This window comes from Pseudomonas sp. KBS0707 (assembly GCF_005937945.2).
GTDB classification, from domain to species: domain Bacteria; phylum Pseudomonadota; class Gammaproteobacteria; order Pseudomonadales; family Pseudomonadaceae; genus Aquipseudomonas; species Aquipseudomonas amygdali.
Genome location: NZ_CP041755.1, coordinates 36734 through 52405, shown reverse-complemented (window position 1 = coordinate 52405; position 15672 = coordinate 36734). Strand labels below are relative to the sequence as shown.

The 15672-nt window shown below is 54.3% G+C and carries 12 protein-coding genes and 7 pseudogenes; 8 read left to right on the top strand and 11 right to left on the bottom strand.

The features are described from left to right. Positions 1 to 26 precede the first annotated feature (26 nt). The 3 genes from FFH21_RS29055 to FFH21_RS29045 all read right to left on the bottom strand — a co-directional run bounded on the left by FFH21_RS29055 (position 27) and on the right by FFH21_RS29045 (position 3351). Complete coding sequence (locus FFH21_RS29055; RefSeq protein WP_011282422.1) at positions 27 to 764, bottom strand: fimbria/pilus periplasmic chaperone; 738 nt, start codon at positions 762 to 764, stop codon at positions 27 to 29. 251 nt (positions 765 to 1015) lie between these two features. Next, on the bottom strand, positions 1016 to 2014 hold the full coding sequence (locus tag FFH21_RS29050; protein ID WP_011282438.1) for a LysR family transcriptional regulator: 999 nt from the start codon (positions 2012 to 2014) through the stop codon (positions 1016 to 1018). Between the two features lie 186 nt (positions 2015 to 2200). Further along, positions 2201 to 3351 (bottom strand): IS3-like element ISPsy29 family transposase gene (locus tag FFH21_RS29045; protein WP_086004872.1). Its coding sequence is split into 2 segments (ribosomal slippage): positions 2201 to 3117 and positions 3117 to 3351, totalling 1152 coding nucleotides; the frame shifts between segments, so codons are not numbered across the junction. Positions 3352 to 3567: 216 nt separating this feature from the next. Between FFH21_RS29045 and FFH21_RS29040 the strand changes: the two genes are divergently transcribed. From FFH21_RS29040 to FFH21_RS29030, 3 genes and pseudogenes are all read left to right on the top strand, one after another. After that, positions 3568 to 3795: a DUF2513 domain-containing protein gene (locus tag FFH21_RS29040; protein WP_011282435.1), complete on the top strand. Its 228-nt coding sequence runs from the start codon at positions 3568 to 3570 to the stop codon at positions 3793 to 3795. Next, a pseudogene (locus FFH21_RS29035) lies at positions 3755 to 3916 on the top strand (IS5/IS1182 family transposase); the annotation flags it as partial. The gene FFH21_RS29040 and the pseudogene FFH21_RS29035, both read left to right, overlap by 41 nt. A 185-nt stretch (positions 3917 to 4101) precedes the next feature. Further along, positions 4102 to 4359 (top strand): annotated as a pseudogene (locus tag FFH21_RS29030) (IS3 family transposase); the annotation flags it as partial. A 260-nt stretch (positions 4360 to 4619) separates the two neighbouring features. On the opposite strand, the gene FFH21_RS29025 reads toward FFH21_RS29030, so the two are convergent. Then, a complete protein-coding gene (locus tag FFH21_RS29025) occupies positions 4620 to 6650 on the bottom strand; it encodes a hypothetical protein (protein WP_038820374.1) in 2031 nt (676 codons plus the stop codon). A gap of 544 nt (positions 6651 to 7194) precedes the next feature. Between FFH21_RS29025 and FFH21_RS30920 the strand changes: the two genes are divergently transcribed. Next, entirely contained in the window at positions 7195 to 7491 is a 297-nt protein-coding gene (locus FFH21_RS30920) for a hypothetical protein (protein ID WP_025992726.1), read from the top strand. A 163-nt stretch (positions 7492 to 7654) separates the two neighbouring features. Then, positions 7655 to 8887: pseudogene (locus FFH21_RS29000) on the top strand (IS91-like element IS801 family transposase). A gap of 181 nt (positions 8888 to 9068) precedes the next feature. On the opposite strand, the pseudogene FFH21_RS28990 reads toward FFH21_RS29000, so the two are convergent. From FFH21_RS28990 to parA, 7 genes and pseudogenes are all read right to left on the bottom strand, one after another. Then, positions 9069 to 9218: pseudogene (locus tag FFH21_RS28990) on the bottom strand (DUF4158 domain-containing protein); the annotation flags it as partial. A gap of 3 nt (positions 9219 to 9221) precedes the next feature. Next, entirely contained in the window at positions 9222 to 9632 is a 411-nt protein-coding gene (locus FFH21_RS28985) for a putative toxin-antitoxin system toxin component, PIN family (RefSeq protein WP_011282461.1), read from the bottom strand. Further along, positions 9632 to 9871: a ribbon-helix-helix domain-containing protein gene (locus tag FFH21_RS28980; protein WP_041924897.1), complete on the bottom strand. Its 240-nt coding sequence runs from the start codon at positions 9869 to 9871 to the stop codon at positions 9632 to 9634. Before FFH21_RS28980 ends, FFH21_RS28985 begins: the two co-directional genes overlap by 1 nt. A 457-nt stretch (positions 9872 to 10328) precedes the next feature. After that, positions 10329 to 10811, bottom strand: a pseudogene (istB, locus tag FFH21_RS28975) (IS21-like element ISPsy4 family helper ATPase IstB); the annotation flags it as partial. Positions 10812 to 11115: 304 nt separating this feature from the next. Further along, a pseudogene (locus FFH21_RS28970) lies at positions 11116 to 11397 on the bottom strand (SOS response-associated peptidase family protein); the annotation flags it as partial. 362 nt (positions 11398 to 11759) lie between these two features. Next, positions 11760 to 11978, bottom strand: a complete 219-nt coding sequence (locus tag FFH21_RS28965) for a plasmid partition protein ParG (protein WP_011282472.1) — start codon at positions 11976 to 11978, stop codon at positions 11760 to 11762. Between the two features lie 20 nt (positions 11979 to 11998). Beyond that, positions 11999 to 12628, bottom strand: coding sequence for a ParA family partition ATPase (gene parA / locus FFH21_RS28960; protein ID WP_004666923.1), 630 nt, complete (start codon positions 12626 to 12628; stop codon positions 11999 to 12001). Between the two features lie 197 nt (positions 12629 to 12825). On the opposite strand from parA, the gene FFH21_RS28955 reads away from it, so the two are divergent. The 3 genes and pseudogenes from FFH21_RS28955 to FFH21_RS28935 all read left to right on the top strand — a co-directional run bounded on the left by FFH21_RS28955 (position 12826) and on the right by FFH21_RS28935 (position 15450). Further along, positions 12826 to 13650, top strand: coding sequence for an HNH endonuclease (locus FFH21_RS28955; protein WP_011282453.1), 825 nt, complete (start codon positions 12826 to 12828; stop codon positions 13648 to 13650). A gap of 50 nt (positions 13651 to 13700) precedes the next feature. Next, positions 13701 to 14933, top strand: a pseudogene (locus tag FFH21_RS28945) (IS91-like element IS801 family transposase). Positions 14934 to 15096: 163 nt separating this feature from the next. Next, on the top strand, positions 15097 to 15450 hold the full coding sequence (locus tag FFH21_RS28935; protein ID WP_011282462.1) for a hypothetical protein: 354 nt from the start codon (positions 15097 to 15099) through the stop codon (positions 15448 to 15450). Positions 15451 to 15672 lie beyond the last annotated feature (222 nt).

The following is a 15672-nucleotide window of genomic DNA, read 5'->3' as shown; positions in this document are numbered from 1 at the left end:
TCCTGAACGATTTAAGTAGAGGATGGTTACATAAGTGCAACCTTAAAACGCCTGCTTTCCCCACCCTGATCATTGATGACAGTCCAAATCACATCACCATCTGCGCCAGCAGGAATTGACCATGACACTTGACCATAGGGTGAAATATATGAAACCTCGTGCAGTTCGGTTTTCCCGATAATTAGCGACTTCAGATTCATGTAAAAAGGCGTCTTGTTAAAAACCTGCAGCGTGTTGTTGTGCCGTGACCATTCAAGTGAACCCGCAGCCTCCTCGGCGGTTCCTTTCAGCCCTGATGGCCGATACAGTATTTTTTCGCAGGTGTTAACGGCCATGTTGATGGCTAGTGAAACCTTTTCTGGAGCCGTGGTAGCGTCGTCATCACTGGGTGGGACGGCCTTCACACACATCCAGAACAAGCTTTCGCGATCAGTTGGTAAGTTGTCGTCTGTGCGGATAACCCTGAGTCTACTCTGCTGATGCGCCTCGAGCCGGAATAGTGGGGGTGTTACCAGAAAAGGGGCAGCTGACTTGTTATCTTCACCGGTCACTGACGACTGCACCAAGATGGGGTAGTCCTGCAGATTTGAAACCGAAAGTTGCTCTCCCGATGATTTTTGCGGATAGACGATCCGAGTGGCTCCTAAATTTACGCTAAAGGAACGCGAGTTAATGTCGGTCTGCAGGTCAGCTCCCTGTGCTAAGGGACCTATGGCGAGCAAAGTTGCTGCGATAGTGAAAGCAGCCTTTGTTGAGAAACCCATCACATCTCCCAAGTTTGAGAACAGTCAATACGATATGATTAATTTTTTAGCGGAAAGCAAGTAAGTTCGTTTCTATGGCTAATTTTTTAATTTGCGGAAGTAAAGATTTGTAGCTCCTGGCAATCTACATTTTTCCCTTTTTTCAATTTGCTTTCTTCTTGGAGCCAGTATAGAGGTTGTAGGGGGCTTGAATAACCCTCTGATGGTTAAACGGGTATTAACTTTATGGAAAGAGTGAGGCGGAGGCAGAGCTATTCTTTTTTGGGACTATAGAATGTGTCGAAATCTGGCATCAGCACCACATTCGAAGCGTTACCAATATTCTTCAGTTGCGTCCGAGAATTCCATCGCTGTTCAACATAGTCGCGAAAGTCATTGAAGAGTCGAGTCTGGCGACTACGTTGCCGCCAGATAAGCCAGACTGGGAGATCGGGTAATTTCCAATCTGGCAGAATTATTTCGAGGTGGCCGCCGCCGACGTAACCTGAAGCCAGCCACCCCGGCGTCGCAAGACTTATCCCGTATCCCTGAATGGTCAGGTTCAGCATGCTGAAAAGGTTATTGGAGGATACGCCCGTCTCCGATATTCCCTCCAGCATGTAGGATTCGCTCCCACGAGAAAACATCAATGGACCAGCGAGTCCGTGATGGTGCAGCCCAAGCAGATTATGAGTTTCCAAATCGCGAGGATGAGAGATAGTCGAATGTTGGCGTAGGTAGTCCTGACTAGCGCAAAGGACCAGTTTCAGGGGACTAAGCTTACGGTGTACCAGGTCCTCGCTTTCAATCCTACCGCTGCGTAATACCAGGTCATCTAGTTCGGGTGAATCTCGGTTCAGCTCGCTGCGCTCGCGTGCGTCAAGAAAAACCTTAACCTGAGAATGAGCCTGTGTGTAGTCATATGCCCATACGTTGGCCAGAAACTCACACACGATAGCAGGCGCGGTCAGCCTGATGCTGCCTTTCACTTCATTGCTCGGGTTGCGGATTTCTTCAAGCAGTGAATGGAAGGAGGAAGCGATCTCGCGCGCGCGGTTCAACGTCGTTTGCCCAGCTTCCGTCAGAACCATACCTTGAGGAGTACGCGTGAATAGTGCCGTGTTAAGGTATTGCTCGAAGCGAGCTACAGCCTTGCTGACGGCCGCTGTGCTTACGTTCAATTGACGCGCAGCCTCGCCAAGGCTTCCGGCTTCCGCAGTGCGAATAAAAATTAACCAGTCCCGCATGCCGCGGTTGTTGTCCTTGTCCATGAAACCTCTAGTTTTTTTACCAGCAGTGTCAGATTGTTAAATCTGACCAATAAGAACTCAATAGCTGAGCAACTCAAAACATCTTGGGCTTCTCACTTCGTCGCTGTCGAGTGTCCGCAATATTTCACCTCACGTTGCAAGGAAGGCCTTTTGGTTTGCAGGGTTGTTTGAATCGCCCCGGATTCTCTAGACACCTTGCAAGCTCATTGCGTAACGTTTTTCAAACTCTACCGGTGACAGCTGATTGTTGAAACCATGGCGGCGTTTTGGGTTGTAGAACATCTCGATGTAATCGAACACATCACTACGAGCATCTTGCCGTGAGGTGTAGATTTTCCGCTTGATTCGTTCCCGTTTCAGAAGCTGGAAAAAGCTCTCAGCCACGGCGTTGTCATGACAATTGCCTCGGCGGCTCATGCTGGCAACCAAATTGTTTGCCTTCAAAAAACTGCGCCAATCGGAGCTGCTGTACTGGCTGCCCTGGTCGGAGTGAACCATCACCTCTTGTTTCGGTTTTCGCCTCCAAACCGCCATCAATAACGCATCAATGGCCAAATCACTGGTCATCTGCGACTTCATTGACCAGCCAACGACCTGACGAGAAAACAGATCCAGCACCACCGCCAAATACAGCCAGCCTTCATACGTACGAATGTAGGTGATGTCGGTGACCCAAACCTTGTTGGGTTCCACGACATCGAACTCGCGCTTCAGTAAATTGGGTGAGGCGACCGCTGGCTTACCGCCGTACTTTCCAGGACGACGTCGATACCCTGTCTGAGAGCGCAGACCTTCAAGACGCATCAACCTCGCCACACGATGCCGACCACAATCTTCACCGACCTCGCGCAGGTCGTCATGGATTTTGCGATAGCCATAAACTCCGCCGCTCTTCAGCCACGAGTGCTTGATCAAACCCAGCAATCGCTGGTCGTCTTTAGCGCGTGCAGATTGCGGCTCAGACAACCAAGCGTAATAACCACTGGGATGGACTTTCAGCGTCAGGCAAAACCGTCGAATGGAGTAGTCGCCCGCGCGCTGCTTGATAAAGGCGTACTTCAGCCGCACTCCTTGGCAAAGTACGCGGCGGCCTTTTTTAAGATGTCTCGCTCTTCAGTGACCCGCTTGAGTTCCGCTCGCAGACGACGCAGTTCAGCGTGCTGATCATCGTCTTGCTGCCGTTCTGCCTGAGGTTTGCTGTAGCGCTTTATCCAGGCATAGAGGCTATGCGTCGACACGCCAAGACGCGCCGCCACATCAGCGACAGGCAGCTTCTTTTCGGTCACTTGATTGACCGCTTGGATTTTGAATTCTTCGGGATAACGTGGGTTGCTCATGGCACCTCCTGATTGGCCTCAGTTTAAGGCATGGAGGTGTCTACAAAACCAGGGGCGATTCATTTCTCGTGAGTTAGGTAACGCAGCCTTTAGTTGGCGTTCATAGCAATTAGGTTCCACAAGCACAAAACCAAGAGCGCCTGTCATTGACTTGCATCAACAAAAGCATCAAGTAGGGGCTGTATCGAAGCCTACGCTGAGCCAGAAGGGCTCATCGTGCTGGAAATCGACGATCGACCTTCCGAAGAGGTCTCCTATCATGTTCGGCTCTTGGATGAAGCATGTCTGCTGGCGGCTCTAAATACTGGCGGAATGGACCGATTCCTGTGGCAACCTCAGCGGCTGACTTACAAGGGGCATGAGTTCCTCGACACTATTCGCGATGGCGAGGTGTGGCGGCGCACCAAGGCCGGTGCAGAAAAGGCAGGTGTTGCAGGCCTATGAAAAAGTGCGCTTTCGGGGCTTGGCCAAGAACACCGCGCAGATGGTGACGTTGTTCGCCCTGTCAAACCTGTGGATGGCCCGTCGACATTTGTTGGCGAGCGCAGGAGAGGTGCGCGTGTAATGCAGGAAATGGTTACCGCAAAAGGCTTTGCAGCGGCCGAAAGAGCTGAAAAGCGAAGATAATTGAGCAAATTTCGACATGCATCGTTTTTTGAAAAGTGCTGAGGACTCGGTAGCCGGAAAACATCCGGCTACTTCAGACCTTCCCTAAGCTCGGAACGTCTCCAAACCAAAGTTACCGATGAACTGGGTGAGCACATCCAGCGAGTCTGGGATGAGCACTTCCATGTATATGGCGTGCGCAAGGTCTGGCGACAGTTGCTGCGTGAAGGCCAGCAAGTCGCCCGCTGTACGGTGCAACGCCTGATGGGAGAGCTGGGCCTGCAAGGCGTGGTACGCGGCAAGCCCGTCAAGACGACGGTCAGCGACCAAGCCAGGCCGTGCCCGCAGGATCATGTCAACCGTCAGTTTGTGGCTGAGTGCCCGAACGCCCTATGTGTAACGACCTGCAATCGAAATGGCCTCGACCTGCAATCATCGCGTTTTTCGACCAGGATTGATTGCGTCTATCCGGCACCGCGAACCAGCATTGACTGCAAACGAACCTGCATCCAGCCACTTCGACCTGCAATCGAGCGCAACCGACCAGGATTAAATGCGACTGAAAAACCGATGATTGCAGGTCGGGGCCATTTCGATTGCAGGCCGCTACAATTAGGGGAAAATACTCTGCTAACGTTTTACACCCTCACTTTCAAAAAGCTCTACACACCAAGGTGCCGTCGAACTTCCGAATAGTCATAGAGCTGGTCCTTCATCGACGAGATCGTCGGGGCACGGGCGGAATCCGGCGTCCGGTGTGGCAGACCTGACGCGGCCAATGCGTCGAGCGCCGACTGTAAGCTGGCTCGTGCCTGGCGCAGCTCTACCTTTGCGACCGCTAGGTTCTTCAGTCCTACCGGGCCACTCGTGAGGCCATGTTTGAGCGCTTGGGCAACAAGCGCAAGCTCGTCCCAACGCGTATGCGCGTGTTGCTTATATCCGGCGGACGTACGTAGGTCGACATCGCGATTTCCGGCGCGAAATCGCCAGTGCTCAGCATCGGCTGTGTATACCTCGGGGTCCACGCGCAGTTGCGTCATGATCTTCTTATTGTCAGCTTTACTCATCCGCACCTCGCCCGTTGCACCGGTGAAGACGGCACCGCCCGCAGCACCCGTGCCCGCCGCCACGGCGAGCGGCGCGGGCTGCAAGCCATGGTCGTGACCTTGCGAGTCATGTACGTGGAAGCTGTCGATCGACGCGACGGCATCGACCACCGGTAGCGTCGTCCCCGTCGATACGCCGCCCTGGAATGCCTGCACGTAGCGCTGCACGATCTGTGCACCTTCGCCCGGCTTGCGCAGACGCGCTCGGCGGTTGGCCTTCTGGAGATTGTCGAGGTCGTCCAAGCAGCGTCCGATTACGCTGTCCTCAGGAATAGCGCTCCAGCGGTCCATGTTGAAAGATTCGAATTGGTCGGCGTGCATCTTCGTAACGTCTATCTCGGCGTCTAGTTCCCGCAGCTGCTTAAGAGCTAGGGCGCGCATCGGCCTGCCCGCCTCGCGCTGGACGTCAATGTCCTTCTGCATCTCGAGCCGCCGCCGCATCAGCTCGCCGATGGTGTCCTCGTAAACCTCGCGAATCGCGGCGATCTGCACCTCTGGCTGGGTCAGGAACGACTGGCGCAGCTTGGACTCGGAAATATGCTCGACAGTCAGATCCTTGAAGTGGATATTCGCCGCATTGTCCTTCAGAAAGTCCCCCCACTTCGTGTTGGCGCGTAGGTTGTAGCGGTGCTTGTTGCGCCGCTCGTCCAAGTAGCCCGCTCCCCATTGCAAAGGGATAGTGCTGGCCAGAATGGCGGGGCCCGCGACTTGACCCACCACCGGAACGGTAGTGGACACAACGGTGCCTATGGCGGCCACGCCATTTACGGCCATTCCCCAACCTTTACCGTAGGTTTGCGTGCGATTCAGGCCGATGCGGCGCCGATACTGTCGGTCGGCTACGCCATGCAGCGCGAGAAAGGCGTCCACCAATCGCGGCAGCGCCTGGGGGTCGCTCTTATGGGCTCGCGCAAAATGTCCAACGGCCTCATCGAGTTGACCGCGCATCTCCCTCGCGGCTTTCACTATCTTACCCATATCGGGGCTCTTATCGATCTGCGGCGATAGGACAGGGAGTCCACCCACGCGCTTAAACGATTCCATGACGTCCGTGACGGAACGAAGGCCGCCTGTCAGAGCTGGATTGACCACGCTGGACGGCAGTTGGTGGGAAAGAATCTTGACTGTCTTGGTGACGGTCTTACTCACGCCGGGGACCTCGGAAACCCCAGCGCTGACTGCTGCGGCAGCTACGCTAACCAAGCGTCCCGCCACCGAGTGTAGTCCTTCATACAGGCCGGCTTTGTGCACGCCCTTTTTGTATTGGTCTATGTCGATATTCAATGCGGCGAGCAGGTGCCTCTGTGCAACGTCGGTGAGCTGCGTTCGGCTGAACTTGCGGGGGGCGGCCTGCACTTCGGCGATCAATTCATCGACGGGCCGGTTGACCAAGGCATCAAGGCGTTGATTGCCCGCACTCGTGCGTGGTGGCCGTGGAGAGAGACGTGCCAAGTTGTTTTTCTTGCAATAGATCTCGGCGGCCGCGCGTAACTTTACGGCTGCAAGCACGCGATCAAGGTCGAGCGGTCGGGCAATCGCGGCTTGGTAATCGGTCAGGAGCGAATGGCGCCTGCCGGCGGCTGTCATAACTTCAGCACTACTAGCGGTTTGCTCAGATCCGACGCTCTGTACCTCAAACGCCAAAGGCGTTGCAACACGTTCCAATCCGTGATCGGATTTTGAACGTGTAAGCAAAGGCTGATGAGGCGTCAAGCCGTGAGCGCCGACATCAGAGCGCGTGCGCCGCATCGGATTGCCAACAAGATGTCTGCCACGGTTTTCCTCTTGTGTCACAAGGTGCCGGTGGTTGTGATGCTCCGGTGGCGCCATGCTTTCAGGCTGAACAGGGCAAATGGTCTGGATGGGAGGGGGCTCCTCCGTCAGACTTTGCGGTTCTTGGAGTATTCTGTATGCATTCAGATTGCTGCTCCAACTATTAGCCTTAATCATTGATTTTCCTAATCGCTGCCTCGACATTGTTGTTCATTTGACCAACCGGCAAGAGCCGATGCCTCGCTTGAGTGTTCAAAAAGCACAGGAGGGTTCCTAAGACAGCTCCGAAACAGAGCCTGATAATAGACTTGGCAAGATTGCTGAGCCGCTGCACAGCCAAAGCACTAAGGGACATGCCATGAACGCAATTGCTACCCCTGTCATGGGGTTCATAACCTGTACTGAGCCGCTTCAGGCAAAAGGCAATGGGTATGACTATCCCATCCTGGTTCGGATTGAATTCGAGCGACAGCCAGATGATTCAGTCCAATTGATTTCCCGGGGAGGCCACACAGGAACACTGATCACAAATGCTCGAAGGGTGAATATCTCAAGCCACGACTGGGACAACCGCCCGTATGACCCCCTTGATAGCCTCGTCCTGAACCGGTGGGCTTTTTCAAAAGCGGGCTGGGTGCTTCGTGACGATGAGTAGGTCAGTGCCCTTAACCGACTAACGTTGCGCCAGCTCGTCGCGGACCTTCATGACGGTCGTAGTTGAACAGGGCAGCCTGCGGCTGCAAATCGCCCGTTCTTACGATCGCGTAGCAGCAGAAACATCGATTTGAGCTTTGCCATGAGGCCCGTTATTGACCATCATGAAGCCTGCTTACCCACCGCTGCTGCTTCAGATGAGTCCTGCCTACACACCTCGACCGCTCAAAAACCTCTTCACCGCTAACCAGTGCTGGGCACACCTCCTCGAGGAGGGCGGCTTACGCGACATCGAAGTCGAGTCCGTCACCAAAATGCTCGCCTGCGGCACCTCGATACTGGGCGTCAAACACTACACCTGCGGCAACCACAGCTGCCCGCACGTCAAATACCTGTGCAACACCTGCCATTGCCGGGCCTGTCCCTCCTGCGGCAAAAAGGCCACCGACCAGTGGATCACCGTGCAAAACAACCGTCTGCCCGACTGCCCCTGGCAGCATCTGGTGTTCACGCTGCCCGACACGCTATGGCCCCTGTTCTTCTACAACCGCTGGCTGCTCGATGCGCTGTTTCGGCTGGCGGCCGATAACCTGATCTACGCCGCCAAGCGGCGCGGTTTGCGCGTCGGGATTTAAGGGGCGCTGCACACCTATGGCCGGCGGCTCAACTGGCATCCCCACGTCCACCTGTCGGTGACCGCGGGCGGCCTGGATGAGCAGGGCGTCTGGAAAAATCTGTCGTTCCACAAAGAGGCCCTGCGGCGGCGCTGGATGTGGCTGGTGCGCGATTACCTGCTGGGACAGCCGCTTTCGCAACTGACGATGCCGCCGCCGCTGGCCCACATCCTCTGTGAAAGCGACTGGCGCCGTTTGATACTGACCGCTGGTGGCCAGCACTGGCACATCCACTTGTCGAAGAAGACGAAAAACGGCCGAAAGACCGTCAATTACCTGGGCCGCTACCTGAAAAAACCGCCCATCTCGGGCAGTCGTCTGGCGCATTACACCAACGGGGCCACGTTGAGCTTCACCTACCTGGATCACCGCACACAGACCTATCAGCAGGAAACGCTGAGCCAGGCCGACATGCTTTTCCGGGTGGTGCAGCACATCCCGGAAAAGCATTTCCGGATGATCCGGTATTTTGGTTTTCTGGCCAATCGGGTCTGCGGGCAGTACCTGCCGAAGGTCTATGAAGCACTGAAGATGGCGACGCCAGGACCGGTACCAAAGCTGTATTTTGCGCCGATGGCCAAAGCCTTTCTAAACGTCGATCCGTTCCGCTGCGTGCTGTGTGGCGCGCGGATGGTATACACGGCGGCAATCAGCGGGCTGACGGTGCAGGGACTGAACCTCAACGCTCAGGCGATTGCGCAGATGAGGTACGTGAAGCCCTGACAGGGGGTAGGTGCGTCCGCACCTAGGCTTCGCGGTGAAATAACCTGCATTAATGCTTGTTGATAGGGATTTTCACTGCATAAGTAACGCATCAGCGTCTTCCTACCCATCGCTTTGAAGGCATGACGCCTCCGTCATAGCGTCAGCCTGATGCATAGGCATTTTGAAATTCCTATGCATCAAGACGGTTGTGTTCGCCGCGTAGCGGTAGGAGGGCTTTGTGGTCGTCATCGCTCAAGTGGAAATAGCGTTCCAGCTCTTCGCGGCTAGGAGGATCGACATAGCGACCAAAGCCATCGCGTTGTTCCTGAGTCAGAAAGCCAACCGGCATCGATCACAGTGCCTCGGCGCAAAACACGGCCGGAGTGACAATCCGCGTGCGTTCGATATGCCCACGTTGCAAGAGGCCTGCGCGGCGATCACCGGTTACCAGGTAGTCCGCATTGCCCGCCAAAGCCATGGCCAGCAGAAAAGAGTCATCCGGATCATCGGCTTCAATCTCGATGGTCAAGCGCTCCAGCACCGTCGCTCGTTGCAGGTTATTGATCATGGCTCCCACTTTGGCAGGCTGCAGGATGGCCTGTAGCTTGGGGTAACGACTGGCCCGACGAATTTCATCGAGCTGTGCCCGTGAGGTCACTACCTCAAACCGAGCCGAACGCCAGGCTCGATAGATTGCATCGGGTGCCCCATGCGGTGAGATCAGCGCACTGAACAGTATGTTGGTGTCCAATACGACCCGCATCAGCGCTTACGTGCCCAGTCGAGCGCTTCATCAACCGCTTCGGTTAGTTCGGCCTCACCCAGATGGGCGTTAGAAGCCTTGGCCTGTTCGGCGCTCAGTTCTAGGATGTGTGCTCGCACAGCTTCTTCGATGAAGCGCGACAGGTCGCCCTTACGGCCACCGCCTTGGCTGGCCAGAAACATGCGGAGCGATTGGTCGGTGTCGGTGGAGACGGCGACGTTCCAGCGAGTGGTGTTCATGACTTTTTCCAATGATAGGTGTTTGTGTGTTTATACACTCGATCCTCACCGTGCCGCAACGGTTCGATAAAAACCTCGTTTGATGGACGGGATGCCGCCGACGTTTTCAGTCGCAGCTAATGTGAGCTGTCAGAAATGGAATGCAAGCCGAGGCGGTTGAATGCAAGCTCGTTCGCAATTAATGTGAGCCCGAGGGGGCCGTCAGTCGCAGTTAATCTGAGCCGAAAAAGGCGCTGAATGCGAGCACGGCGGTTTTCGATTGCAAGCCGTTACAGCTAAGTAGAATTGCGCCAGGTTCATCCTGGATTGAGGACGTTGCAGCCCTCATCGACCGTAAACCTACCATGCCAGGTTGCACTTATAGGGGTCGGTTCCGGCTGGGGGCGAAATGACACGTTAAGAACTTACGTGTCAACGCCAACTAAAAAGTGACCCCCTTCCGTGCTAAATCGCCAACTTAGTTTTGACCCCCCTCGGGTTCGTATTTTCGAGCCGGTTCGGCCCGGGAAGATTTGATTCCTGCTTTGCGCTTGTCCTTGAGTCGATAGCTTTCACCTGTCATCTGCACGATATGGGCATGATGTAACAGCCTGTCCAGCATGGCCGCTGTCAGTGTTTGATCATCCGCAAAGGTTCCGGCCCACTGGGTAAACGGCAAGTTACTCGTGAGGATCAGGCTGCCTTGCTCGTAGCGCTTGGCGACAACATTGAAGAACAGGTTGGCTTCATCACGACCAAACGGCAGGTAACCGATTTCATCGATGACCAACAACCCGGGGGCCATCACCACACGACTGAAGTATTCCTTGAGCCGTTCCTGGCGGTGCGCAGCGGTCAGTTGCAGCATCAAGTCAGCCGCAGTGACGAAGCGGGTTTTGATACCGGCCATCACTGCCCGGTAGGCCAGAGCGATGGCCAGGTGGCTCTTGCCTACACCACTATCTTCACAACACGAACTAGCGAAAAACCGGCCTTCACCCAGCGCTGAAACTTGGGCGTGTGATGCAGGTCTTCCGAGTCGTCAAAACAGATCTCCCAAGCATTGCCTTCGTTTTGCTAGGAGAGCGTAGCTGGATCGAATGAGGGACGATCCTCGAACAAGTGCCAGCAACCACCAGGGCAATTGATACCGTCATCCATCGCGCAATACTGCGGCTCAAAGCGGAAGCCGAAATTGGCGTTAGCAAGGCCCAATTGCTCAAGCCTTGCTTCTGGAATATCAGTGATTGATTGTTCTGTCGTCATGCATGTCGGAACGACGGGTTCTCGGCCACTGTCTCTGATCGAGCATTGTATGTGCGCTTGGCAAATTTGCTGTCCTTGCTCCAGGACGGGATCAACCCAAAGGAGCCGATCAGCACTTTCATTGTTGCAGAAGAATCGTTGTCCTCTGCACGTCTGTCAGGGCGGCGTAGGAATAGGCAGATGTAGCCAGGCCACAGGTCGAGCCTGCCCTGGTCGAACAGAGCGACTCCGAATGCTTCAGCGACCTGGTGGGATGACGGTGCTTCATAATGGCTGCACATAGAGCCTCGCAGGCATCCGCCTACGTAAGCGGACTATCAGTAGGTGAATCACTTGGCGAGACAGACCCAATTCGGCGGCAGCTTCTGCCACACTGGCTCCTTTCACGAAAACCAGACTGGCAGCGGCTACCGAATTTTCAGAGCAAGGCCTGCGTGTATTTTTCCCGGCTAGCACCTCCATGAGCTGCTCGAGTTTTTCACACCTCTGGCCTGTTGCCGTTCGCTCAACCCAATAGTGAGTTTTTAAAAATAAACTCAAATGAACAAATGAACAAATGAACAAATGAACAAATGAACAAATGAACAAATGAACAAATGAACAAATGAACAAATGAACAAATGAACAAATAGATTTACCATTACTAATCAGGGAGTTGGGCCACAAAATCGCTCAATACCTCTTTGATACTCCTTCCCTGCTTGGTCGCATAAAGCTTTAGCTTCATGTGTTGCTCCCGATCCAAGTCAAAATTGACTCGAACCGTCGAAGGCTTATCAGCCAAGCTGGCCAAGGTGGTTGCCTTCGAGCTTCGCGCGCTTGGTCGGCCGGCACTCAAAGCACCTTTTAATTTTTCACTCATAAACTCATTAGCTCCTTTGCTCAAAACAGTTTCTGTTTTATCTCGGTCATCAGCGCGCGAATTTCCTTCGCACCGTCGCTTTCTGGATCGCTATCGAGGATGGTCGTGCCTTGAGCGGCAGTGCCTGGGTAGCTCACACGCTGAGTGATGCGCGACTCCAGTACAGGGAGGCCATAGCCGGCCAACGCTTCCGAAATCTCTGCACCTATCCGCGTACCCTTGATTGCACGCGACACGACAAATGCTGCCTGCAAGGCACCATCCGTTACTTCTATGCGCTGTTTAACCAAATCCACGAGGTCTGCTGTAGCCCAAATGTCATACGGGCTCGGTTGCACTGGGATCAAAATAAAGGAGGCAGCTTTGATGGCCGAGATAGCCAAGTCTGCTGCCTGGGGTGCCCCATCGATAACAACAATATCTTTGTGCCCGATCGCCTTTAGATCGCGGTCAATGGTAGGGCGGTCGATACCAACAACCGTCACAGGGTTGTCATCAAGCACCGCTGCCCAATCACGAGCGCTTCCCTGGGGGTCTGAATCCACCAGCAGCACACTGGACCCATCCAACTGGAAAGCGCGCGTCAGGTGCGTGGCGATGGTCGTTTTCCCTGAGCCGCCTTTCTGGTTCAACACCGCAATGACTCGCATGAAACCTCCTGAGTAAATGATTTTATGTGCTTTTACTCAAGCAAGTATACCATTAACTCAAACAAGTAAAAGCTCATAAACTCATAAATTTATTTCCTCCAGATGCGCTATTGTTGGCCCAGCGTGAGCCAACAATCATTTTTATGAAGAAGGCCTCAGAGCTTTAAAAGCTCGTTGAGTCATTGGGAGTGAAAACTATGGATTGCTACCTGTGCAGTGAGCCTCTCACGTTCCAAAACGATTCTGGTGAACACATAATCCCAAACTCAATCGGCGGAAAACGCGAGGTTAAAGGCTTCATCTGCGGTGCATGCAATGGTGCGGCGGGGGAGACGTGGGATTCAGATTTAGCCAAGCAATTTAACAAATTGGCATTGTTCTTCCGTGTCGTGCGTGACAGAGGGGAAAACCGCTCTGAGGTCATTGAGACGACTGCCGGCGAAAAGCTGATCTATGGGAAGAATTCACTGAAATTTTTTGCCCCAGTGATCACGCAGGAGTTGCGTGGCGCAGGAATTCATCTTCAAATCAGTGCCAATAACATGAAACAGGCTCGTGAAATCTTGAAAGGCTTGAAACGCACCTATCCCACGCTGGATGCCGAGAAGCTTCTGGCGGATGCGACAGTACAGCCCAAATACCCGGATGGATATTTCCAATTTGAATTCAGCTTCGGCGGCCTGAGCGTTGGCAAATCATTCGTAAAATCGGCTCTAGCTCTGCTGTCTGCGATCGGTATCAAACCCAAGATATGCGAGAGAGCGAATGCCTATCTCCTGGATGATGGTGAGCCGTGCTTCGGTTACTACTACCACCCACATGACCTGATTATCACACGACCGGTCGGCATGCCCATTCATTGCATTTGCGTGAAGGGAAACAAAGCCGCGCGTACGATTCAAGCATACCTTGAGTATTTTGGCATCCTTCGAATCGTTATCTCGCTGAGTGCAGATTATGAGGGTGATGATTTGAACAGGGCAGCCTGCGGCTGCAAATCGCCCGTTCTTACGATCGCGTAGCAGCAGAAACATCGATTTGAGCTTTGCCATGAGGCCCGTTATTGACCATCATGAAGCCTGCTTACCCACCGCTGCTGCTTCAGATGAGTCCTGCCTACACACCTCGACCGCTCAAAAACCTCTTCACCGCTAACCAGTGCTGGGCACACCTCCTCGAGGAGGGCGGCTTACGCGACATCGAAGTCGAGTCCGTCACCAAAATGCTCGCCTGCGGCACCTCGATACTGGGCGTCAAACACTACACCTGCGGCAACCACAGCTGCCCGCACGTCAAATACCTGTGCAACACCTGCCATTGCCGGGCCTGTCCCTCCTGCGGCAAAAAGGCCACCGACCAGTGGATCACCGTGCAAAACAACCGTCTGCCCGACTGCCCCTGGCAGCATCTGGTGTTCACGCTGCCCGACACGCTATGGCCCCTGTTCTTCTACAACCGCTGGCTGCTCGATGCGCTGTTTCGGCTGGCGGCCGATAACCTGATCTACGCCGCCAAGCGGCGCGGTTTGCGCGTCGGGATTTAAGGGGCGCTGCACACCTATGGCCGGCGGCTCAACTGGCATCCCCACGTCCACCTGTCGGTGACCGCGGGCGGCCTGGATGAGCAGGGCGTCTGGAAAAATCTGTCGTTCCACAAAGAGGCCCTGCGGCGGCGCTGGATGTGGCTGGTGCGCGATTACCTGCTGGGACAGCCGCTTTCGCAACTGACGATGCCGCCGCCGCTGGCCCACATCCTCTGTGAAAGCGACTGGCGCCGTTTGATACTGACCGCTGGTGGCCAGCACTGGCACATCCACTTGTCGAAGAAGACGAAAAACGGCCGAAAGACCGTCAATTACCTGGGCCGCTACCTGAAAAAACCGCCCATCTCGGGCAGTCGTCTGGCGCATTACACCAACGGGGCCACGTTGAGCTTCACCTACCTGGATCACCGCACACAGACCTATCAGCAGGAAACGCTGAGCCAGGCCGACATGCTTTTCCGGGTGGTGCAGCACATCCCGGAAAAGCATTTCCGGATGATCCGGTATTTTGGTTTTCTGGCCAATCGGGTCTGCGGGCAGTACCTGCCGAAGGTCTATGAAGCACTGAAGATGGCGACGCCAGGACCGGTACCAAAGCTGTATTTTGCGCCGATGGCCAAAGCCTTTCTAAACGTCGATCCGTTCCGCTGCGTGCTGTGTGGCGCGCGGATGGTATACACGGCGGCAATCAGCGGGCTGACGGTGCAGGGACTGAACCTCAACGCTCAGGCGATTGCGCAGATGAGGTACGTGAAGCCCTGACAGGGGGTAGGTGCGTCCGCACCTAGGCTTCGCGGTGAAATAACCTGCATTAATGCTTGTTGATAGGGATTTTCACTGCATAAGTAACGCATCAGCGTCTTCCTACCCATCGCTTTGAAGGCATGACGCCTCCGTCATAGCGTCAGCCTGATGCATAGGCATTTTGAAATTCCTATGCATCAAGCATTCGTATGCAATAGATCCAACCAAAGGTGAGGAGTTTGCAGTCGATTTTGATCTTGATTTTGATGAGCTAGAGATCAGAAAAATCTATGAATACGAGTTTTATGATGCGCAGCGTGCATTGGAATGCATGCACGCTGCCGTTGCCCCTGAGATTCAGCGGCAGCAGGAGCAGCATCAAGAAGAGGTTTTTGCCAAGGCCAAGAGCGCTATAGAGAGTCGTTTCGCTGGCAGCGATCACATAGATCCAGAGGTTTTTATTGATGCTTATGTAGAAAGTCTTATGCCCTACATTCAACATCTGTCCAGGAATGGGCGCATCAGGGACAAATAGTCTATGAACCATTGCAACGTTTGCTTATTGCTTTGGATGCAAAGCCATAACTCAAATAAGTAAAAGCTCACTTACTCAAAATATCATGAATTATTAGCTTACTGGTGGTCGCCTCAGAGGGGAGCCCGCAGAATAGGGGTCCGGGGAGCAATGGAACAGCCAACCGACTTAAGGATAGTGGCTATTGGCCTTCTTTCTCCATGAGCCGAACCTAAGGGTCTG